The organism is Arcticibacter tournemirensis (assembly GCF_006716645.1).
GTDB lineage: Bacteria > Bacteroidota > Bacteroidia > Sphingobacteriales > Sphingobacteriaceae > Arcticibacter > Arcticibacter tournemirensis.
Map to the genome: position 1 here is coordinate 1,269,990 of NZ_VFPL01000001.1, position 20,505 is coordinate 1,290,494.

Sequence of the window (20,505 nt, forward strand, 5' to 3'; positions counted from 1 at the left end):
TTAAATCCAGACGGGCCAATTTCTCATCCCTGTTCGGTTTGTCCTGCTGTCGGATTCTCAGATTACCCTACTTCCGTAAATCTTTCCTAAAGAACATTATTACCGCTCCTGAGTGATTTTACTTTTAAACCAAGTAATTACTTCGCAACATCAGGGCGCGCCTGTTGATGAAGATCTTTCTCAATCATTCATTTTAAAATCTTAATCATTACATCAATGAAGCCAAAAACAGGCTCCACAGGAATCCTATTGCCCTTTCTAAAAAGGAAAGTCCGAAGCTCAAAGCAAAAAGCACTTTTAAAGCAAAGAGACGAAAGCGAAAAGGAACAAAACTTTCATAGCACCTCTGCGCCGAATAATGATAAGCTCTTAGGCCGTGCCCTTGTTATCGGATATCTCATCCTTCTTATCATTCTCTCGCTGTCGCAAATCGTTTCATCCTTTGCGCAGGCTCCCCAAAAGGGGCTTCAGGTTGGCGATACCATCCCCGAAAATGCCTGGCAGCTCCCATTGCAGCTGGCCGGTCAGCCAGCAAATAAAACATCACTTAGCCTCAATGACTACCGCGACAAACTCATCATCCTCGATTTCTGGGCAACCTGGTGTGGTGCCTGTATCGAAGCCTTTCCTAAGATGCAGCATTTGCAGGACCGGTTTGGCAGTTCCCTGAAGGTGCTGTTGGTCAACGCGCGATCCACGGGCGACACCGAACTGAAGATCAAAGCCTTTCTGCAGCGCCACGAGCAGCAAACCGGCGAACAGCTTCACTTGCCCCTCGTAATGCAGGATACCTTGTTATCTGCCTTATTCCCGCACCGGTACGTTCCGCACTATGCCTGGATCTATCAGGATAAAGTGGTGGCAATTACTTCGGCAGCCGAAGTAGACGCCGCGAACATCGAACAGGTACTAAGCGGACGGTCAGTGAGGATCCATACCAAACAGGACAATACCGGCTTTAACCCCAAAGATCCCGCCACGTTCCGCCAAAGTATAGCAGAGAGCGACGTTTTGCTCCGCTCATCGATCACCAGGTACATAGAAGGGATCGGTTCATCGAGCGGCAAAAGCAAAGACAGCGTCAGCGGAGCCCTCCGGTATTATTTCTTTAACCAGCCCCTGATCACTCTTTACCACATCGCTTACCCCCAGGAGCTCAACCTGCCGGATAACCGTATCCTTATTGAAGCATTGGAACCGGAGCGGTTCAGGGAAAACAGTTCAAATTATAGTAACCGGTATTGTTACGAGCTGCTTGTCCCCGCGGTGCAGGCCGTAAACTTTCATGCAAGAATGCAGAGCGACCTGAGAGCCGCCTTTAACATAACGGTAGAGCGGGAGGAAAGGCAATTGGAAGTGTGGGTAGTTGCCAACGACAACACGCTGGAAAAGTACCGCAGCAAAGGCGGGCCGCAAAGGGTTGAGGCGGCAAAGAACCTGCTCCATAAATTCATACAGAACAAACCCGCAGGCATCCTTGCCGAACTGCTCAGCAGAACCTCGCCGGTGCCGGTTATAGATGAAACCAGTTTCAAAGGCACGATTGACCTGCCCCTGCCAACAAAATTTTATGATTATGACCTTCCTGCGATCTCCGCATGGCTCAAACCTTACGGAATCCGGGTTTTCAAAACCGTACGAAAAGTACCGGTAGCCATCTTAAAAAATTAAATCCCCATCATGCAATCAAAACTTTACAAACACATCTTTACCGCTGTATTATTTTTCCTGCCCTTTGTGGCCTGGTGCCAGCAAAACGCCTATCCCCGGTTTCTGCGGGGGAGGGTAGTTTCAAAAGACGGGCAGCGGCCTGTAGAAGGCGCGGCGATCATTCTTACAAACGAGGGCAAAGGTACCAGCAGCAGCCCCTCCGGGCAGTTTATTATCCGCATCACTAGTCCCGGGGAAATAATGCAGGTGACTTGTATCGGATATAAGCCTGCAAAGTTCAGGGTAGATACGATCAGCCCCGACAAAGAGTTCCGGGTAGCGCTGCAGCCCGTTTCTGTTGAAATAGCCGAAGTGAAAGTAGTAGCAACCGGCTATCAGACCATCCCACGCGAGCGGGCAACCGGATCGTTTACGCAGGTGGACAGCGGCCTGCTGAACCAGCAAACCGGCACAAATATTCTGAACCGGCTGGCCTCTGTGGCAGCAGGCGTATCTTTTGATACCAAGGCCAGCGGCAACGCCCAGCGTAAGCTCAGTTTCAACATCCGCGGACTAAGCAGCATAAACGGACCTCAGGACCCCTTAATTGTTCTGGATAACTTTCCCTACGAGGGGGATATCAATAACATCAACCCCAACGACGTCGAAAGCATCACCCTGTTGAAAGATGCGGCGGCGGCTTCTATCTGGGGGGCCAGGGCGGGAAACGGCGTGGTTGTGATCCGGACAAAGAAAGCAAAGCTGAACCAGAAAACAGCCTTGTCGTTTCATTCAGCACTGATAAGCTCCGGAAAGCCCGATCTGTTCTCCCTGCCTGTAATGGCACCGGCCGACTACATCGATGTGGAAGAAATGCTTTTTGGTAAAGGGTATTACAATAATATCATCGATTTTCAGCCCTATAGCGCTCTGAGCCCTGCCGTCCAGGTATTCCTCAACAGAAAGAACAACCTGATTTCGGGTGCCGACTCGGCTGCGCAGATCTCGGCATTAAAACAGACCGACAGCCGCGATGATTACCTGCGCTATTTCTATCAGCGGCCGCTCACCATGCAGTATTCATTAGGGATTTCGGGAGGGACAGCCAGGAACGCTTATTCCTTTTCCGGATCCTATGACCGGAATACGGGTGAGACCTACGGTACGTACAACAAGGCCAATTTCAGGTTAAGCAATCTGTACAACCCGGTAAAAGGGCTGAATATAGACCTGGGCATTTACTATACCCGAAGTGAAAGCCACAGCGGCCGGCCCTCCTATAACAGCATTAAAGTGGGAACCCGAAGTGTACCATATCTCGACTTTGCCGACAGTGAGGGGAATGCACTCGCTGTAGAAACCGAATTTAGTAAAGCCTATACCGACAGGGTTAGCCAGGGTAAGCTGGCCGACTGGTCATATTATCCATTGGAGGATTACAAGAATTCCGCATCGGAAAACTCCCTTCACGATCTCACAGCCGGTCTGGGGCTGAGGTATAAACTGTTCCCCTGGCTGGAGGCAGAGATCAGGTACCAGTACGAGCGGCAGACTTCGGCTGACGAAACCATTCAGGACGCGGAAAGCTATGCGGCGAGAAACATCGTCAACACCTTCAGCCAGATCGATCCGGTCACCGGAAATGTGAAATATATCGTTCCCCAGGGCGGGATCCTGAGTACAACCCAAAGTATCCTTCAGTCGCATAATACCAGGGCCCTGATAAATGTCGACAAACGCTGGGGGCCGCATGCTCTTACTGGCATTGCAGGCGGCGAGGTCCGCTCGGCCGAAACCAGCGGGCAATCCGCTTTCAATTATGGCTATCAGTCCAACCCGCTGCTGGTGGCCTATACCGATTTCGTCAACTCGTATCCATCGCTGATCACTGGCAGCAACCAGAAAGTACCCGGTGGTGGCTCAGTGACAGGCACGCTCAACCGCTTCGTTTCCGTTTTCTCCAATATGGCCTATACCTTCCGCTCGCGGTATATTCTGTCGCTGAGCGCCAGGAGGGACGCCTCCAACTTGTTTGGGTTAACAACCAACGATAAATGGAAACCGCTCTGGTCGGCAGGCCTGGGCTGGGATATTTCGCAGGAGTCGTTTTACCACCTGCCTCTTTTGCCCTATCTGAAATTCAGGGCTACCTATGGGTACCAGGGCAATGCCGACCTGGCACGCTCGGCCAGCACCATCATTACCTATGCACCCAATAATACCTATACTAATTTCCCCCAGGCCATGGTCAAGCAACTGAACAATCCGGAGCTGCGCTGGGAGAAAATAGGGCAGTTTAACATCGGGGCCGATTTCTCCTTCTCCGGGAACGTTATTTCCGGCAGCATTGATTACTACCGGAAACAGGGGAAAGACCTGTATGGCCCCGAAGCCTACGATTATACCACCTGGGGGCTCACCAATGTGATCACCCGGAATGTTGCCTCCATGAGCGGGCGCGGTGTGGATATTACCCTGGCAAGCAAAAATATCGACAGGCTTTTCAAATGGAGCACGCAGCTGTTTGCCGGTTACAATAAGAGCAAGACCACCCGCTACTACGGCGGCGAAGGATACTCGGGCGGCATTGTAGGGAATGGCAATGCCATTACCCCGCTGGAAGGTATGCCGCTCTATGCCATCGCCAGTTTCCGCTGGGCAGGCCTGGACGGCTCGGGCAATCCGCAAGGCTACCTGGAGGGGCAGCTCAGCACGGAATACGATAAGATCATTGCCGATCTGAACAGTAAAGGCGCCCGGAGCACCTCCATCGTTTATCATGGTCCGGCCATCCCGGTCACTACCGGTTCTGTTATCAACTCCTTTCAGTATGCCGATTTTACCCTTTCAGTGAACCTGTCGTGGAAATCAGGCTACTATTTCAGAAAACCATCCTTTAGCTACGACCAGTTCTTTAGCCAGGGAATAGGACACCCCGATTTTGCATCCAGGTGGCAGAAGCCCGGCGACGAGGCTTTTACAGATATTCCATCCATGACCTATCCGGCCAATTCAAACCGCGATCAGCTTTACCTCTACTCGGAAGCCACGGTCAGGAAAGGCGATCATGTGCGCCTGCAGTATATCAATTGCAGCTATTCACTCAGGGGCGGCATACTCAGGCGGCTCTCGCTGAAGGCATTTCAGCTTTACGGAAACGCGGCCAACCTGGGTATCCTCTGGCGTGAAAATAAAGATGGGCTCGATCCGGATTACCCGGCAACTCTTGCCCCGCTGAAGACATTCACACTCGGATTAAAGGCCACTTTTTAAACTGACAATATCAAAAAATGATCATGAAAAGAATCGTATTTTTCCTTGTACTCGCCCTGAGTGCGATATCCTGCAAAAAGTACCTGGAGGCCAAGCCCGATAGCTCGGTAACCACACCACAAACGATCGGAGACCTTCAGGCTCTGCTCGACCGCTCGGATTATATGAACCAGAAGAGCCCTGCCTTTGATGAAGCCTCGGCAGATGATTACTTCCTGCCGCAAACCGGTTATAATGCGGTAGGAGAGAACGGCCGGAAAGCCTATGTATGGCAACTCGACGAATACGAATGGGTGAACGACTGGGCCAATGCATACGTAGTGGTGTATAATGCCAATGTATGCCTGGAAGAGATTGAAAAGATAGAGCGGACCAAAAAAAATGCTGCCGAATGGGATAATGTAAAAGGATCGGCGCTGTTCTTCCGCGCATGGACTTTTCTGAAACTCGCATGGATGTACAGCAAAGCCTACGACCCGGAAACAGCAGCGCAGGACGAAGGGATTATCTTACGCCTGGGCACCGATTTCAATGTTCCCTCTGTCAGGGCGAGCACCGGGCAAACGTATGAGCAGATCATCCGCGACCTGGAAGCAGCCGTTCCATTGCTGCCCGGCCTTTCAACGCACGTGCTGCGCCCGTCGCGGGCTGCGGCCTTTGCTCTTCTTGCCCGGACCTACCTCTCCATGCGCCGGTATGAACAGGCTTATGACTATGCCGACCAGTGTCTGAAGATAAAAAACGACCTGATGGATTATAATGGCATTTCAGCCACGGCCTCTTCGCCCTTTCAAAGTTTTAACAAAGAGGTGATATTTCACGCCGACATCACCAGCTATACCTTCACCAACATTTCGCCCAGTAATGCCAGGGCAGATACGCTGCTCTACAGGTCGTATGATAACGATGACCTGAGAAAGCAGGTGTTCTTCACCACTACGGGGGGATACCAGCAGTTTAAGGGCTCATACGTGAGCCGTACCCTTGCCAGCAGGCCCTTATTTACCGGAATAGCCACCGACGAAATGATGCTGGTGCGGGCGGAGTGCCGGGCACGTGCCGGGGATAAGGAAAATGCACTGGCCGATTTGAACACCCTGATGAAAAACAGGTGGAAAAATACCGTTGTCTACCGGGACATCACCGCAGAAAACGCCGAAGGCGCGCTCTCCATAATCCTGAAAGAAAGAAGGAAGGAATTGCTGTTCAGAGGGCTGCGGTGGATGGATATTAAAAGGCTCAATAAAGAGGGGCGGGGGATTGAGTTGAAAAGAAACGTGAACGGGCAGGAATACCGCCTTGCGCCCAACAGCAACCGGTTTGCCCTTCCTTTGCCTGCCGATGTGGTAAGGATTACAGGCGTGGCGCAAAACCCGGCTTAAGGCCCCTGAAAAAAAAAAGCGGGCAGAATTCGCTGCCCGCTTTATTCAGCAACAGAGGGCATCAGGGATTTTTATTAAACGCGTTAACGATCATTGGGCTTGAAGTATCCGGGTTTTTGTGGGCGCCCGAAGTAACTACAGGGACGTTTTGAGTAAGCACCCGCGATGACCCGCTCAAAGCGGTATAAGCTTCATCCACTTCTATCAGGCAGCCGTCATTGACCCCTTCGCATTGAGGCTCTCCCGAAGTGATATTCTGCCACAGCGTTCTGTCGGCTTCATTGCCCGGCGTTCCGGTGTACTGGAAGTAGAAGGAAGCTCTGCGGCTGTTTTTAACGATGCTTTTTTCATTCCGGGTTAAAGCATAAACCATCACGGTAGTAAAAAGGAATACAAAGATCCCTAAAACAGAAAGTAACTTTTTCATTTGTAAAGCGCACTTTTTATACATCAAAAAAGCACGGAAAAAACTTAAGTGAACAAGTAGATTAATTATACACTGCCTAAGCTGGGGCAGGATCCTGAAAAGTACGCCTGCTGCAGGTGCCCTTTCTGTTGCTTGTTTGATTGCTTTTTTCTCTTCACCTCCTTTCTTTGATACAAAGGAAAGTGCTGATAACCCACCACTGGGAGGTCATGAAAACGCTGTTATTGAAAGGCTAGAGGCAGGAGAGGGGGAGACGAGCAAAATCAAAAATGGCCTTCCTGGAACTTTCAGCCCCAAAGAAAGGGGCAGAATATCAATACCCCCTCCTTTTTAGCTAAAGCCGAAATCTTTACCGATCATCTCAATAATCTTTTGCAGCATGCGCCGGTACTCCACTGCCGATCCGATGAGCCTGGTTTTATCAGATTTTTGAATGGAATGGGCGCTGATCTGGCTGGTGTGCGGAGTGGAGTGTACCACCGCATAAACGGCGGCAGCCTCTTCTTTTGTGCGGTAGTCGAACAGGTTTAGCTTATACCTGTAATTGAAATCAACAGAAAGCCAGTCTACCGACTGACGCATCCGGAGATGGACAACATCGTCCTTTTTTGCTGCTTCTATCTCATTGATTGCCGCCTGTTTCCGGAGAACTAAAAACGATAGGAAATGCTCCTTTAGCGAAGGAGAAAACCAGTTATAGGCGAGGTTGGGAAAGGGGCGGGTGTGGTTCAGTAGCTCTGTCTCGCGGTCGAGAAAGTGGATCTGATGTTTGCGGTTTCCCCTGGCTGAGAGGCTTCTCCGGATGTCGTCACTCCAGCGGTTAAACAACCCAATGTGATTAAAATTGAACTTCAGCATAAAGAGCAGCGTCCTTTTCGTCCAGTCCTTATGGCGTGTATCAGCTGCGAAGCGGCTAAGCTCAGGTACAAACGTTTGAAAATACGAATAGTCATGATAGTTCAGCGCCGGGAAAGTTCGCCTGACCACACTGTTCAGACCACTTTCTATCTCCCGGATGATCCAGGCGGCAACATCTTTCTTTTTGAGGCCTTCTTTTATTGCAGGGAGCTGAGCCGTCAACAGTTCATTCATCCTCAGCACAAAGAGGTGAGGCACCGGTTGCTTAAAGTCCAGTATTCCCCTGTAACACATTTCATTACAATTCAGCAGGTCGGCGAGGCAGTAAACACAGTACAACAAGGGATTATTGTCATCTCCCGTGGCTGCGGACTTGCTCATGATTGTCAGTTCTTCCTCCGGAAGCTGGCGTGTAATTTTATTCGCAATCGCCACCAACGCCGCATGATAATTATTGAGGTCCCAGGCGGCTGTTTGCTTGTCGGGGGCTTTTTTATACAATTCGTAAATGGCGGCTTTCAGGCGCTGGCACTCGGTGGTTAAAGGTTCAAGTAATTCGCTGGCGAAGGCTTCATCTGAAAGCCTTTTAGAGTTTCTTTTTGTTATTTCGCCGATAAGATCTTTTAGGAGACGGATTTCTGTTAACATTTCAGGTTTTTGTTGTTTTGTGTAACGTTTATTGCAATATAAAGCATGAGATATCTGTAAATACTGACACACGCTGGCATAAATTGAGTGATACATCTTGTTTTAAGCCCATATTTGCACTAAATACCTTTGAATTTTATCATCTATTTTATTAATTGCCTGCGCTATCTGGATGAACACTCTCGCTATTAAACACTATACTATTATCGCATGCCAGATAAATGGAAAGCACTTTGGGAGACTCCGCTAGACCGAACCCACTCCCTTGTTGAACAAATTGTAACAAGATGCCTGGAGGCAATGAACAACGGGCATTTGCAACTTGGAGAAAAAGTACCGCCCCTCCGGAAATTAAGTAAAAAGCTGGGCGTATCGCTTGGAACGGTAAAGGATGCTTATTTGAAGCTTCAGTTTGACGGGTATTTGGTGACCCGGGCGCATTTAGGCACTTATGTGGCCCGTATCCAGGGCGGCAGCTCGCCCCAGCCTGAGTGGACCGATTTGGTACCGTTTTCATTTCAGGATGATCAGCCTGCCTATAGCACGGGGTGTGAAACCGGGCACATTAGTTTTCTGAAGATAGGGGCTGATTCCCCTGGGCCCGAACAGCTCAACTTTAAGGAATATCTTAACATTATGCAAGCCTTGTTTGATCCTCCAAAGAAACACTCCGTGAGAGCAGCGGAAACTGAAAAAGATGCGGAGGAGGTGCTTGACGAACTCCTCGGAGCGCTTTTGAAAAAGAGGGGCATTGAGACCCGTCCTGGCCAGCGGTTGTTACTTCCCCCGGGAATAGCGCTACCGCTGATGGCAAGTACATTGCTATCGCCGGGGGACTGTGTAGTGGTGGCTTCCTTGCTCGACATTCCGGCACGGGATGCTTTTCTCGGTATTCCCGCCTGTCTGAAACCTGCAGGTTACGACCGGGAAGGAATCCTTACCAGCAAGGTTGAGCAAATCTGCCAGGAGCAGAACGTTAAAGCTGTCTTTGTACGGCCTCCGGCGGCCTTTCCACAAAATGTAACGATGTCGGAGAAAAGGCGGGACGAACTGGTCGACCTGTCACTCCGGTATAAATTTGTACTCATCGCTCAGGACGATGCCTGCGAGTTCTGGTTCAGCCGCCCATACATTCCCGTCGGAGGGAAACGCCATCAGGGAAGAGTGATTCATATCAGCAGATTGAGCTGCCTGGTGTGGGCTATAGATGGCTACGAAGTGATAACGGGAGCGAATCCGTTTATCAAACGGATGAATGAGAAGGCAAAGGCGCTTGGCTTATCTATAAACATGCGGAAGGCGTTGGCACTGATCCGCTTTCTGAACTTGTATGGAAACGAAACCCGTGCCGGGAAATTTATAAGATTTTACTCGGCCCGGTTACGGACCATACAATGCTTGTTTGAAGAACAATTATCGACTAAAGCGTGCATCGTATTACCGCTGGCCGGTCTTTCCTTGTGGATTGGCTTCAAAAGAGCCGTACGGGTTGATTTGTTACTGCCGCTTATCAAAGAAAGCGGTTTCATCGACTATAACAACGGACAGTCAATAATAGTGGACGGTTCGGTAACAGCCTTGCATGCCGGATTTGCCTGTCACGATGAAACCTGCTGGGCGCGCCTCTTCGGAGGGCTTGCTAAACTGCTTTAAAAATTCTAATAAACCAAACCCATATTATGCGTGAAATTGTCCGTTTAACTAAAAACGTTTTCAATTTAGTAGAAATCCTTGGCGACATCCGTGCTATTATGCAGGAGATGAATCAATGTCAAAAGGAAATGCAGTCCGATTTCCAGGCCCTTATCAAATCAGATGAAAAGGAAACCTACCTTACAGCGAAGCAAGTTGCTATTCTACTTTCGGTAGATGTAAAAACAGTGAGAAACTGGAAATTGAGCGGCGAACTGGAACCCGATACCATAAGAGGAAGGAAGCTATATGCCAGGTCGAAAGTGTTGAAGTACGGGCATACTCGTTTCGGGCGCTAACCGGTATGAGGACATCCGCTTCGCACCCGCTTCAGAAATGCTTCAGAGTGGAAAGCCACCACTTAGCTACCATGCTTTGTCTTTCTCCCGTGCTTCTTCGATAAAAACCGAAGAAGCACGGGAGCGAGCGGCAAGATGCTACGTGGATAGCCTCATTCGGTTTTGGACCGGTATGCTTTCCTTCGTTATTAAATGTTTAAACGCTCTTCATGCCGGAGAAGCGGAAAAAACCGGGAAAAAAGCGGAAAAAACCGGGAAATGGAAGGAGCTGAATTTGACCTCGTCTTTTGCCTGGCTACGTTTGATCTGTCAACAGCGACGTACCGGTACAAAAGATCGTTGTCCCCCTGGGTCTTTCCGCAGGGGTGATCAAAAAGGAAAGGCAAATTTCAAAATTTAAATTATTAATAAAATGGCAGAATTAAAGCCCGGTGTCATAGGCACCATATCAGGAAAGATCGACAATGTAGTAGCCAGCAGCTGGCGTGCGATCAAATATCTCAGGGGGCTGGCTAAAACCAGCAAGAAGGATCCTTCGCAGTTGCAGATCATCCAGCGCGCAGCATTTGCACTCACGTACAACTTCCTGGCGCAACTGGAAGACGAGGTGAACCTTGGGTTCGGCAACATGGACACCAGTCGTGCAACAGCATTCAACCTGGCCATGGGCGAGAACGTGAAAGCCGTGGGCGGCACGTATCCGGATCTTGTGCTCAATTTCCCGTCGGTGGTGTTGAGCAAGGGGCGGCTCATCCGTTCTAAAAATGCTAAACTGGTGAGTACGGCTCCCGCAATCATCAACGTTACCTGGGCCGACCTGAAGAAGGTAAAGTCGCAGAGCCTTTCTGATAAAGTTACGTTGGTTGCTTACGACCCCGCAGATGATCTGGCAGTTTCAAGCTCCGGCGAAGCAGTGAGGGGTGATTACAAATTCGAGTTCGAAGTCCCCGAGTCCTTTAGCGGACACGATGTTCACGTGTATCTCTTCTTTACCCGTCAGGACGATAAGAAGAATTCCCTCAGTGATTATTGCGGCACTGTAACGGTGTTTTAAGTAACTCCGACCGGCCTGAAACAAGGCCGGTCATTTTTAACCCTCTAGAATTTTGAACAATGGCTACTATTTATCGTGGTGTTATTTCAGGAAAGGTTGGCGATAAGATTTATTATTCCTACGGCGGGAAGAATTATGTGAGAAAAGCGCCGGAACGGAAAGCCCCTCCCTCGGAGAAACAGCTCAGGACCCAGGCGAAGCTGGTCGCAACCAGTGATTTTCTTACTTCTTTACGGTCTTTAGTGGAAGAGGTTTGGGAGCGCAGGAGGTATATCAAAAACACGGCTTTTGGTTCTGCGTTCAGTCATATGATGAGAAATGCGGTGGACATTTTATCCGAAGGTACTTCCATTCGTTACCAGGATGTGCAGTTAAGCCGCGGATCTATTTATTTACCCCAGAGGATCTCTTTTTTACGCGAAGGCTACGACGTTAAAGTTTCATGGGAAAATCAGTATATGAGAAACACTTTCTATTGCCGGGATGAAGATGAGGTGATCGTGGTTTTGCATTTCCCTTCCGATAATGCAAGCATTATTTGCCGGGGAGAGGCCGTACGCAGGGATGAAGTGATGACGATCTCCATTCCTGAAGTTTTTGCCGAAGATAAACTTCATGCGTATTTTATTTTTGCTTCTGCAGACGGGCAGCGCTCATCGGATAGTGTGTATCTGGGGGATTTTTAAGCTGAAAGCTGAAAGTCTAAAGCTAAAAGCCTTCTTGAGCTTAAAGTTTTTTAATCAAAAGATATTTTTTACTGATTGTTAAACCGGCTAATAGCCAATCGCTAAAAGCCAAAAGCTGTTATTTTATGAAATCTATTATTTGTTCCCTTCGTCACGAAGGTTCTATGATCTTTTTGTCCCTTGTTGGGTTTCTTTTATTTCCCTGGCTGTGCCGCCATATTGATGTCACTTCAGCGCCGGTTGATCCCGGTATCCTAAGCATTGTGCTGATGGCCGTTCTGTCTTTTCTCATTTTTAAAGCGATCACCTGGTGGGTGATCCGGATTATCTGGCCTGTATTTGCGGAATACTCCGAAGTGTACTTTGAAGAGGAATTTACATCGTTGCTGCCCCTTCAGAAGGTGCTGATATACCTGGCGTTTTACCTGCTGCTGCTGTTCGGGATGGTGCTTACACTCGCTGCACTCGTGTAGCTTAAAATAACAATAACATGAAAATAATCCTATTATTCATTTTACTAAGTGTTTTTGCCTTCAGGCCTGCAAGCCACAACTCACAACCCGCAACCCGTCTGCAGCAAATCTATACCGCCGAACTTGGCATTCGCGAAGCAACCGGACGGAACGATGGGAACAGGGTAGAGGCCTATCTGAAGTATGTTGGACTGAAAAAGGGAAATCCCTGGTGCGCAGCGTTTGTGTGCTATTGTCTCGGCAAGGCAGGCATCGCCAACCCCCGCAGCGGGTATTGCCCCAGTATGTTTCCGGCAGGAAAGGTTATATGGACCAGAAAGCTGAAAGTTGAAAGTTCCCACAATCCATCACCCGGCGACATCTTCGGCATATACTTCCCCGAAAAAGGCCGCATTGCACACGTCGGCTTTGTAGACGACTGGGGAGATAAGTACGCTGTTACAGTAGAAGGCAACACCAACGAAGCAGGTAGTCGTGACGGCGACGGCGTTTACAGAAAGCGACGACTAATTTCCTCCATCTATAAAGTAGCACGCTATCCATAGTTGTATGGTTAGAGATAATAGTTTCTGTTATTCGTAATGGCCTCTCAAAGAGTGGATTTTAAGAGAATGATCATCTATTTCATAAACGTATCTGTCTGCGAGGGTAATTCTTCGGGACCATTTGCCAGATAAGTTATGTTTAAGTGGTTCAGGAGAGCCGATACCGCTGAAGGGGGTTTTAATAATGGATTCGGTAAGGGTTCTAATACGTTTTAAAACTTTTTGGTTCCCAGTCTTTTTCCAGTACTCTAAGTCCTTTTTGGCCTGGGCGCCAAGTTTTATTTCCATATATCGTCAAGAGAAATGGTTGTATAATTCCCTTCTTCAAAATCCTTTTCGCTTTGCTTAATCTTTGCGACGAATTCAGGACTGTATGACTTCTCTCCCTTGAGCTTTTCAAATTTCACTTTTAGTGCTTTAAGTACAGCTTTAACAGTCTTTGCCTGTTCAATATTTTCAGTATGTACCACAAAAGATTCCATATAAACAAAAATACAAAAAGAATTACTTTTTATCAATCCGTTGCAATCAACCCATAACTCATAACTCATAATTCATAACCCAATAAGTATGTCCCACAACTCACAACCCACAACCTGCCACACACTCCTCTTTCTCCTCTTTCTTTCCTCCTGTGCAGTGCTAAAGAACAAGCAAACCGAAGAACAGTCCAGTGCAAGCAGCCAGGAAGCCAGTCAGGTTCAAATCAGCGCGCTTAGCGGCATTCAGCAGCAAACGCGCATACTCACGTTTGCCGATTCATCCGATCATCGGTACACTGCCGAGATTTTTCCCTTGGGCGACTTTCATTACAGCGCAGCAGAGGGTTTCAGCGGAACCGCTTCCCGTATCATTATTCACGGGAAGCTGAAAACAGCCGGTTCGGGAAAGGATTCAATCACTGCGAATCAGCAAACCGATCAGCACACCGCATTGCTTAGTCACGCTGAAACGAAAGACAGCGCCTCGGAGGTCACCCGGCAAAAGCAAACGAAGCATAGCAATAACGCCTGGCTGTGGTTAGTCCTGGCATCCTGTATAATTTGCCTGATCCTGGTTGTGTTTAAGCAGAGAAATTGACAACGATGCCCATACGCATGCCTATTTATGTGATGAAGCCTGTGGAATCCCGTTTGTGAAGATAGAATAAGTGAGAAAAATTATATGAAACCTGCGCTATGCGTGGAACGTAAAACAACTGATAATTGCAGGAACGACGTTAAAGTATATTTTTGCATTACCTAATCCCCACTCACTTAGATAAACGCAAAAAATGGAAATTGAATCAACAAAGCAAGTTGGGGATACTAAAGAAAAGGACTTGATCCGCTTACATGACGTCGAAGATTTTTTAAAGCACTGTGATGAATTTATGCCAATTCTTGGTAACGGATTAGAAACAATGACTCAGGTTGTATCCGACAATTTGCTCGACGCTCCGGACCTTGAATCCGACGATAGCTTACGATGTCAACTGAAGTTCTTGAGAGAACTCGGCTTTCTTTTTAACAATCTTATAAGGCCTGTTTAAAAAAACGCTTCGGCTTTAACTTCTTACCTATTCCAACGAATTCTATTTACAAATAGTATGCAAACATCATAATTGCGTTCATAGAAGGCTATTTTTAAGAAAATTGCACAAATTTTCACATCGTTAAAACAATTTTAAGAATTTGTTATTTTTTGAAAAACAGAACAGTAAAACATAATAATGTGACGAAAGTTGTTAAAAAAAGTGACGGAAATCAAAAAAATTGTTAAATTGCGCTGTTTTTAAATCCTTCAAAAAGGAGTTTTAAGAACTGAAAAAAAGAAAATAGTACTCTCATATGCTGAAAAAAACGCTCACAGTCAGGTTTTCCCTGATCCTGGCCTTACTTGCAATCCTAATCTTACCTTCCTGCGTGGTAACGAAAAAATCAGTTTACTTTACCGACCTGCCTGACACAGCCAAGCTAAGAGAGGTTGTTCCGGCCGAATTTAAAGACCCGATAATTCAACCTGATGATATATTAAGCATTACTGTTCAAACGATTGACCCTACAACTACCGCCGCTTTGAATCAAGTGTCATCAATGCCAGTAATAGGTTCGAGTTCCGCTTCTCAAACCGGCTCGCAAATGATTACGGGCTTTTTAGTTGACAAGAATGGGAATGTGACTATTCCAATGTTAGGAAGCATGAAACTTTCTGGATTGACGACGTTCCAAGCAAGGGATTTGATTCAACAAAGGGCTTCGCAGTATTTCAAGGAACCTACAGTACAAGTACGTTTTGCTAATTATAAAATTACCATAATAGGCGAAGTTGCAAGACCCGCAGCATATACCCTTCCCAACGAGAAAGTAACTATTCTCGACGCGATCGGACTGGCAGGTGATCTTACTATTTATGGAAAGAGGGAAAACGTATTGTTAATTAGAGACAATGGAGACAAGAAAGAGTTCGTGAGATTTAATTTAAATTCTACCGATATTTTCAAGTCACCCTATTATTATCTTAAGCAAAACGATGTAATCTATGTAGAACCTGGAAAAGGAAAAGTGGCGGCCAATAATGCGGCTAGAACACAGACACTTGCTATTATAACCTCTGTTTTGTCTGTGTTAATTATTGCCATTTCTCGATTGTAACTATAGAAGATCCTCAATTACTTTAAATATGTATAAATCGTCTATTAATAAAGCTGAATCTCGAAAAGATGAAAATGACGAGTTGAAGCTGTTTCTTTCTAAACTGCTATCTCAATGGCCATTGTTTATACTTAGCATATTGACCTGTTTAGGTATAGGGATCTTATTTTTACGTTATAAAACCCCTGTTTATAAAATTGCTGCAAAACTATTAGTAGAAGACCAGCAGAAGGGGGGGGCGGGAATGGGTACTTCAGAAATGTTTAGCGACTTAGGTACTCTATTTAATACGAAGAGCAATGTAGATAACGAGGCCGAGATTTTAAGAACCCGATCATTAGTTGAGGAAATTGTTAGGAATTTAAAGCTTAATGTAAGATATTATAAAAAGGGAACTTTCAAAAATCTTGAACTTTACGATGCACCGTTTAATGTAGAGTTAATATCTGTTAAAGACACGGTTTTAACAACTACATTTGAAGTGACAGATTCAAGCTCGGGTGAATATGTTCTGTCATATGAGGATCGTCAGACAGGAGATGAAATAAGTAAGAAATATCGATACGACCAAGCGTTTATTATCGATGATATTGGGACTTTAAAGATCACAAAGAACGCGCAATTCAGGGGATCTGAGGCAAATGATTATATTTTTACGATAGCATCCTTCGATCAAACTGTTGCTTCTATAAGAGCTCAATTAGCTGTCGCCGTAACAAATAAACAGGTAAGTACGATTGACTTGACATTGGAATATCCGATTCCTAAAAAGGGTGAAGAAATTTTAACTGAAGTTATTAATAGTTATATTAAATTAAATCTTAGGAATAGAAATGAAATAGCTGATAGTACAATAGCCTTTATTGAGAATAGACTTTTAGTCGTTAGTAGGGAGTTGGGGGACATTGAGGGCAATATTCAAAAATTTAAGCAGACTAAGGGATTAGCGGATATCTCAGAGCAAAGTAAGTTGCTGGTCGGTAGTTCTAGTGAGTACATAAAACGGATTTCTGATATTGAAACTCAGCTTAATATAACAGAAGCTCTTTTAGGCTACCTCAAAGATGAGTCCAGAAATAAGAGAGTTGTTCCTAGTTCAGTACTTCCAGAAGACCCGGTTTTTGCAGGACTTGTAGAACGGTATAATAATCTAGTTTTAGAAAAAGAGAGACATCTTTTATCCTCGACAGAGGATAATCCGGTGATTAGAAATCTAGTGCAAAGGATAATGTCATTGCGGAATGATATGCTCTCGAACTTGAATAGTACAGCCCAATCCTTGAGGATAACTAAACAACAGCTGAACCAAAATGCCGGTCAAATACAAGGTCAAATCAAGGCTGTTCCTAGCCAGGAGCGAACGTACCTTGATTTAGCGCGGCAGCAGGAGATAAAGCAAGAACTGTATGTTTACTTATTACAAAAAAGAGAGGAAACAGCCATTTCAAAGACAGCCAATCTTGCCAATACAAGATTAATAGATGCGGCGAAATCTGAGACGGCACCGTTTTCGCCAAAACGTGGTGTTTTATTGCTTATGTCCTTAGCGTTTGGCCTCGCTCTCCCGGTGGGATGGATTTATCTTAATGAAATATTGAACAATCGGATTCAAAATAAAAAGGAAATTGAATATTTAACCTCTATTCCGATTATAGGTGAAATAAGCCATAATTCCTCTGAGGAAAATGTGGTTGTTATTAAAAATTCACGGTCCCCAATTTCGGAACAGTTCAGAGCACTACGAACTAATCTACCGTTCTTCATGGCATCAGACGCCACTTGCCAGACAATTCTGTTGACCTCAAGCATGTCGGGCGAGGGTAAATCCTTTATTGCAACAAATCTTGGTGCTGCGTTAGCCCTTTCAGGGAAGAAGGTGGCTATGTTGGAACTGGATTTAAGAAAGCCAAAGCTATCTCAAAATTTAGGGGTGGTTGGAAAATATGGGTTTACAAACTATATAATTGATAATAACGTTAAAGAAAGCGATATTATTTCCGCTACTTGGGTTAATGAAAATTTATTTGTGGTAAGTGCTGGGCCAATACCTCCGAATCCGGCAGAAACAATACTCAATAGTAGGATGGACTCCCTTATTAAATATCTAAAAGATCAATTCGATTTTATTATACTAGATGCTCCTCCTATTGGTTTGGTCTCAGATGCTCAGTTGTTGAGTAAGTATGCAGATTTGTCTCTTTATATAGTCAGACAGAGAATAACATACAAAGATCAATTAATGATAGCAAATGAGTTGTATGATAATGGAAAGTTTGGAAAGATGGCAATAGTCGTAAACGATATTAGTAAGAGCAAAGGCTATGGCTATGGCTATGGCTATGGCTACGCGTACGGGTATAGTTATGGTGAATACAATGATATGCCGAGTCCTAATTTTTGGAATCGTATAACTGGAAAAAAGTAGCCTTTTGTGCTGCTAATTGTGTGACGCTAATCGAGCTTGCTCTAGATAGTAGTATCCCAATGTAATTAGATTATATCCTTTTAAGATGGCCTCTGAAAATAATAAGAGAATCGCAAAGAATACGTTGCTTTTATATGTAAGGATGATTATCACCATGGTAGTTTCTCTTTATACTGTAAGGGTTATTTTAGGCGCCCTTGGTACGATTGATTATGGTATATATAATGTCGTGGGAGGAATAGTGGTGATGTTTTCATTTTTGAGTACGACAATGGCAGCTGCTTCTCAGAGATTTTTCGCTTATCATTTAGGAAGGAACGACTTAATCCAAATGGGGAAAACTTTCAACGTTACACTTACGATCTATATTATTGTTGCTTTGGTTGTATTGTTGCTTGCAGAAACGGTTGGTTTGTGGTTTTTAAACAACTATATGTCCATTCCCTACAACCGAGTAATTGCAGCCAATTGGATTTATCAATTTGCAATTCTCTCTTTTATCGCGACAATTCTGGTAGTGCCATATAACGCTTCAATAATAGCCCACGAGAATATGAAAGTGTACGCTTATGTGAGTATAATCGAAGCAGTGCTGAAATTACTAATTGTTTATGTTTTGTTCGTTTTGCCATTTGACAAGTTAAAGACATATGCTGTCCTAATGTTTATCACAACTAGTATAGTTTCTTGTATCTATATTACTTTTTGTATAAGGAAATATTCAGAATGCCGATTTCAACTTGTGCTTGATAGAAAATTGTTTAAAGACCTGCTTAGTTACTCTGGATGGAACCTCTTTGGCGCATTAGCAACCATATCAAATAGCCAGGGAACGAATATTCTTCTTAATGTGTTTTTTGGACCCTCTGTAAATGCCTCGCGGGCGATAGCATTTCAAGTAAGCACTGCTATTAATCAATTTGTAACAAACTTCCTAACCGCAGTTAATCCTCAAATAACAAAATACTATGCAACTGGCGAAAAAGAGAATATGTTAAATCTTGTTTTCAGGAGTTCAAAATTATCCTACTTTCTTCTATTCATTCTATCTATGCCTATGTTGCTTGAAACTCATTTTATCCTAGCATTGTGGCTGAAAGTTATACCGCCGTATGTCGTAATTTTCGCCATACTAGTAATTATTGCGGCCCTGATAGACTCATTGTCGTACCCTTTAATGAGTGCAGCTCAAGCTTCCGGCAAGATAAGGCTATACCAAACTGTAGTGGGATCTACGCTTTTATTGAATTTGCCTGTTTCCTATGTCTTTCTAAAATATAATTTCCCGCCCGATATCACGATGTATATTGCCATAGGCAGTTCCCTATTGTGCCTCTTCTTAAGATTGATCATGCTCAGAGGTATGATTGATCTTAGAATAGATAGATTTCTGAAAACTGTTATCGTTCGCGTGGTATTAGTGACCCTAATAGCTTATCCTGTTCCATTATACTTAAGAATGAGTCTAGTAGAAGGATTCAGTCGATTCCTTGTCGTCTTTTTAGTGGGGACATTAACATCTATTTGTGCGATTTACTTTTTAGGTCTTTCTGTTAATGAAAGACTATATATAAATGATATTATAAAGGGCCTTCGTGCAAAGATAAATGCAAGAAAACATCTTGCTCTGTAATTGTGCAGAAATAAAGAGTTACCAAAGTCGATATGAATATAAAAAGGGCAGTTCAATTCAAGGTAAAGGGTCTTTTGACAATCTTTTTAAATATGGTTTTTAAAAAGGCAATATTTTTAAAGAAAGGAGATCTGATCAAAAAATCTTATCATCTATGTGAGGTCCCTGAATTGCTAAATCGACTTGTATATAAGGATCAACAGTGGAATTATGTTAAAACCATGGGGGTTGGATGTATGAAAGCGTTTTGGGGAATTAAAGGTAGCATTACTGACAATGTTTGTGTCAATAATAAAGCTACGTTTCAGGAAGATAAGATCATCTTCCGAACGGAAGGACTAAATGATGACTGGATATATTGCTATACACCGGACCTTTTAATTGAAAACTTCGTTCTCAGCCTTGATGTAACTATCTATAGCGTTTTTACTGAACTTCAATTTGCATTTAGACATAAAGATTTTTACAACAGATATCGCTTTCGAACTATAGATAATAAGCTTCTTGTTTTTGAGATTGTACATAGAGGACAGTTCTATACAAACCTCAAAACTGTTCCATGTTCATTGGATTTGGGTAGAAAGCATTCCATTAATGTGATAGCAGAAGGTAATCGATTTGAGTTTGTACTTGATGATGTTGTCCTTTTGTCTTTACAGCTAGAGTATAGTCCATTCAAAAAAGGTGGTATAGCATTTATTCTATGGGACGAGACGGGGCCCAGTAGCATTAGTGCTAAGTTTGAAAATATAAAATTATCCGAGATCAAAGGAGTTAATGAAGTTGTCGAAAATTAATATACGTCTTTAGCTAAATTACATAGAAGT

At 44.9% G+C, this 20,505-nt stretch carries 19 protein-coding genes; 15 read left to right on the plus strand and 4 right to left on the minus strand.

Translation table 11 applies throughout. From position 1 onward, the window contains the following. Window positions 1–216 precede the first annotated feature (216 nt). Genes BDE36_RS05405 through BDE36_RS05415 form a run of 3 tightly spaced genes read left to right on the plus strand, consistent with a single transcriptional unit; the run spans window position 217 to window position 6,305 of the window. Entirely contained in the window at window positions 217–1,671 is a 1,455-nt protein-coding gene (locus tag BDE36_RS05405; RefSeq protein ID WP_141814032.1) for a TlpA family protein disulfide reductase, read from the plus strand. A 9-nt stretch (window positions 1,672–1,680) separates the two neighbouring features. Next, window positions 1,681–4,923 carry a SusC/RagA family TonB-linked outer membrane protein gene (locus BDE36_RS05410; protein ID WP_141814033.1) on the plus strand — a complete coding sequence of 1,081 codons (3,243 nt, stop codon included), beginning with the start codon at window positions 1,681–1,683 and terminating at the stop codon, window positions 4,921–4,923. A 23-nt stretch (window positions 4,924–4,946) separates the two neighbouring features. Then, the gene (locus tag BDE36_RS05415; RefSeq protein ID WP_161987547.1) at window positions 4,947–6,305 is read left to right on the plus strand and encodes a RagB/SusD family nutrient uptake outer membrane protein; all 1,359 of its coding nucleotides are present in this window, start codon (window positions 4,947–4,949) and stop codon (window positions 6,303–6,305) included. Between the two features lie 61 nt (window positions 6,306–6,366). Here the strand turns inward: BDE36_RS05415 and BDE36_RS05420 are convergent, their stop codons facing one another. After that, complete coding sequence (locus BDE36_RS05420) at window positions 6,367–6,732, minus strand: hypothetical protein (protein ID WP_141814035.1); 366 nt, start codon at window positions 6,730–6,732, stop codon at window positions 6,367–6,369. Between the two features lie 330 nt (window positions 6,733–7,062). Next, entirely contained in the window at window positions 7,063–8,238 is a 1,176-nt protein-coding gene (locus tag BDE36_RS05425) for a hypothetical protein (protein WP_141814036.1), read from the minus strand. A 210-nt stretch (window positions 8,239–8,448) separates the two neighbouring features. On the opposite strand from BDE36_RS05425, the gene BDE36_RS05430 reads away from it, so the two are divergent. The 6 genes from BDE36_RS05430 to BDE36_RS05455 all read left to right on the plus strand — a co-directional run bounded on the left by BDE36_RS05430 (window position 8,449) and on the right by BDE36_RS05455 (window position 12,987). Then, window positions 8,449–9,891 (plus strand): GntR family transcriptional regulator, encoded by a 1,443-nt coding sequence (locus tag BDE36_RS05430; protein WP_141814037.1) that lies wholly within the window; start codon window positions 8,449–8,451, stop codon window positions 9,889–9,891. A 26-nt stretch (window positions 9,892–9,917) separates the two neighbouring features. Beyond that, entirely contained in the window at window positions 9,918–10,229 is a 312-nt protein-coding gene (locus BDE36_RS05435; RefSeq protein ID WP_141814038.1) for a helix-turn-helix domain-containing protein, read from the plus strand. A gap of 412 nt (window positions 10,230–10,641) precedes the next feature. Beyond that, window positions 10,642–11,283 (plus strand): DUF6266 family protein, encoded by a 642-nt coding sequence (locus tag BDE36_RS05440; RefSeq protein WP_141814039.1) that lies wholly within the window; start codon window positions 10,642–10,644, stop codon window positions 11,281–11,283. 59 nt (window positions 11,284–11,342) lie between these two features. Next, on the plus strand, window positions 11,343–11,969 hold the full coding sequence (locus tag BDE36_RS05445) for a DUF6266 family protein (RefSeq protein WP_141814040.1): 627 nt from the start codon (window positions 11,343–11,345) through the stop codon (window positions 11,967–11,969). A gap of 125 nt (window positions 11,970–12,094) precedes the next feature. Continuing rightward, window positions 12,095–12,442, plus strand: a complete 348-nt coding sequence (locus BDE36_RS05450; RefSeq protein WP_128769641.1) for a hypothetical protein — start codon at window positions 12,095–12,097, stop codon at window positions 12,440–12,442. 17 nt (window positions 12,443–12,459) lie between these two features. Continuing rightward, window positions 12,460–12,987, plus strand: a complete 528-nt coding sequence (locus BDE36_RS05455; protein WP_141814041.1) for a CHAP domain-containing protein — start codon at window positions 12,460–12,462, stop codon at window positions 12,985–12,987. A 27-nt stretch (window positions 12,988–13,014) separates the two neighbouring features. On the opposite strand, the gene BDE36_RS05460 is transcribed toward BDE36_RS05455, so the two are convergent. Continuing rightward, window positions 13,015–13,275 carry a Txe/YoeB family addiction module toxin gene (locus BDE36_RS05460; RefSeq protein ID WP_141814042.1) on the minus strand — a complete coding sequence of 87 codons (261 nt, stop codon included), beginning with the start codon at window positions 13,273–13,275 and terminating at the stop codon, window positions 13,015–13,017. Beyond that, complete coding sequence (locus tag BDE36_RS05465; RefSeq protein WP_141814043.1) at window positions 13,266–13,469, minus strand: DUF2683 family protein; 204 nt, start codon at window positions 13,467–13,469, stop codon at window positions 13,266–13,268. Before BDE36_RS05465 ends, BDE36_RS05460 begins: the two co-directional genes overlap by 10 nt. Window positions 13,470–13,557: 88 nt before the next feature. On the opposite strand from BDE36_RS05465, the gene BDE36_RS05470 reads away from it, so the two are divergent. From BDE36_RS05470 to BDE36_RS05495, 6 genes are all read left to right on the plus strand, one after another. Then, complete coding sequence (locus tag BDE36_RS05470) at window positions 13,558–14,067, plus strand: hypothetical protein (RefSeq protein WP_141814044.1); 510 nt, start codon at window positions 13,558–13,560, stop codon at window positions 14,065–14,067. Between the two features lie 193 nt (window positions 14,068–14,260). Then, a complete protein-coding gene (locus tag BDE36_RS05475; protein ID WP_141814045.1) occupies window positions 14,261–14,518 on the plus strand; it encodes a hypothetical protein in 258 nt (85 codons plus the stop codon). 298 nt (window positions 14,519–14,816) lie between these two features. Next, window positions 14,817–15,620 (plus strand): polysaccharide biosynthesis/export family protein, encoded by an 804-nt coding sequence (locus tag BDE36_RS05480; protein ID WP_141814046.1) that lies wholly within the window; start codon window positions 14,817–14,819, stop codon window positions 15,618–15,620. Between the two features lie 28 nt (window positions 15,621–15,648). After that, entirely contained in the window at window positions 15,649–18,045 is a 2,397-nt protein-coding gene (locus tag BDE36_RS05485; protein ID WP_141814047.1) for a GumC family protein, read from the plus strand. Between the two features lie 85 nt (window positions 18,046–18,130). Next, complete coding sequence (locus tag BDE36_RS05490) at window positions 18,131–19,678, plus strand: oligosaccharide flippase family protein (RefSeq protein WP_141814048.1); 1,548 nt, start codon at window positions 18,131–18,133, stop codon at window positions 19,676–19,678. Between the two features lie 32 nt (window positions 19,679–19,710). Beyond that, window positions 19,711–20,475 carry a hypothetical protein gene (locus BDE36_RS05495; RefSeq protein ID WP_141814049.1) on the plus strand — a complete coding sequence of 255 codons (765 nt, stop codon included), beginning with the start codon at window positions 19,711–19,713 and terminating at the stop codon, window positions 20,473–20,475. The last annotated feature ends 30 nt before the right edge of the window (window positions 20,476–20,505 follow it).

Coding starts and splice junctions, on each gene's coding strand:
- BDE36_RS05410 (WP_141814033.1), top strand. CDS start 1,681: ATGCAATCAAAACTTTACAAACACATCTTTACCGCTGTATTATTTTTC.
- BDE36_RS05475 (WP_141814045.1), top strand. CDS start 14,261: ATGGAAATTGAATCAACAAAGCAAGTTGGGGATACTAAAGAAAAGGAC.
- BDE36_RS05450 (WP_128769641.1), top strand. CDS start 12,095: ATGAAATCTATTATTTGTTCCCTTCGTCACGAAGGTTCTATGATCTTT.
- BDE36_RS05460 (WP_141814042.1), bottom strand. CDS start 13,275: ATGGAAATAAAACTTGGCGCCCAGGCCAAAAAGGACTTAGAGTACTGG.
- BDE36_RS05485 (WP_141814047.1), top strand. CDS start 15,649: ATGTATAAATCGTCTATTAATAAAGCTGAATCTCGAAAAGATGAAAAT.
- BDE36_RS05405 (WP_141814032.1), top strand. CDS start 217: ATGAAGCCAAAAACAGGCTCCACAGGAATCCTATTGCCCTTTCTAAAA.
- BDE36_RS05415 (WP_161987547.1), top strand. CDS start 4,947: ATGAAAAGAATCGTATTTTTCCTTGTACTCGCCCTGAGTGCGATATCC.
- BDE36_RS05455 (WP_141814041.1), top strand. CDS start 12,460: ATGAAAATAATCCTATTATTCATTTTACTAAGTGTTTTTGCCTTCAGG.
- BDE36_RS05435 (WP_141814038.1), top strand. CDS start 9,918: ATGCGTGAAATTGTCCGTTTAACTAAAAACGTTTTCAATTTAGTAGAA.
- BDE36_RS05430 (WP_141814037.1), top strand. CDS start 8,449: ATGCCAGATAAATGGAAAGCACTTTGGGAGACTCCGCTAGACCGAACC.
- BDE36_RS05495 (WP_141814049.1), top strand. CDS start 19,711: ATGAATATAAAAAGGGCAGTTCAATTCAAGGTAAAGGGTCTTTTGACA.
- BDE36_RS05445 (WP_141814040.1), top strand. CDS start 11,343: ATGGCTACTATTTATCGTGGTGTTATTTCAGGAAAGGTTGGCGATAAG.
- BDE36_RS05465 (WP_141814043.1), bottom strand. CDS start 13,469: ATGGAATCTTTTGTGGTACATACTGAAAATATTGAACAGGCAAAGACT.
- BDE36_RS05420 (WP_141814035.1), bottom strand. CDS start 6,732: ATGAAAAAGTTACTTTCTGTTTTAGGGATCTTTGTATTCCTTTTTACT.
- BDE36_RS05470 (WP_141814044.1), top strand. CDS start 13,558: ATGTCCCACAACTCACAACCCACAACCTGCCACACACTCCTCTTTCTC.
- BDE36_RS05440 (WP_141814039.1), top strand. CDS start 10,642: ATGGCAGAATTAAAGCCCGGTGTCATAGGCACCATATCAGGAAAGATC.
- BDE36_RS05425 (WP_141814036.1), bottom strand. CDS start 8,238: ATGTTAACAGAAATCCGTCTCCTAAAAGATCTTATCGGCGAAATAACA.
- BDE36_RS05490 (WP_141814048.1), top strand. CDS start 18,131: ATGGCCTCTGAAAATAATAAGAGAATCGCAAAGAATACGTTGCTTTTA.
- BDE36_RS05480 (WP_141814046.1), top strand. CDS start 14,817: ATGCTGAAAAAAACGCTCACAGTCAGGTTTTCCCTGATCCTGGCCTTA.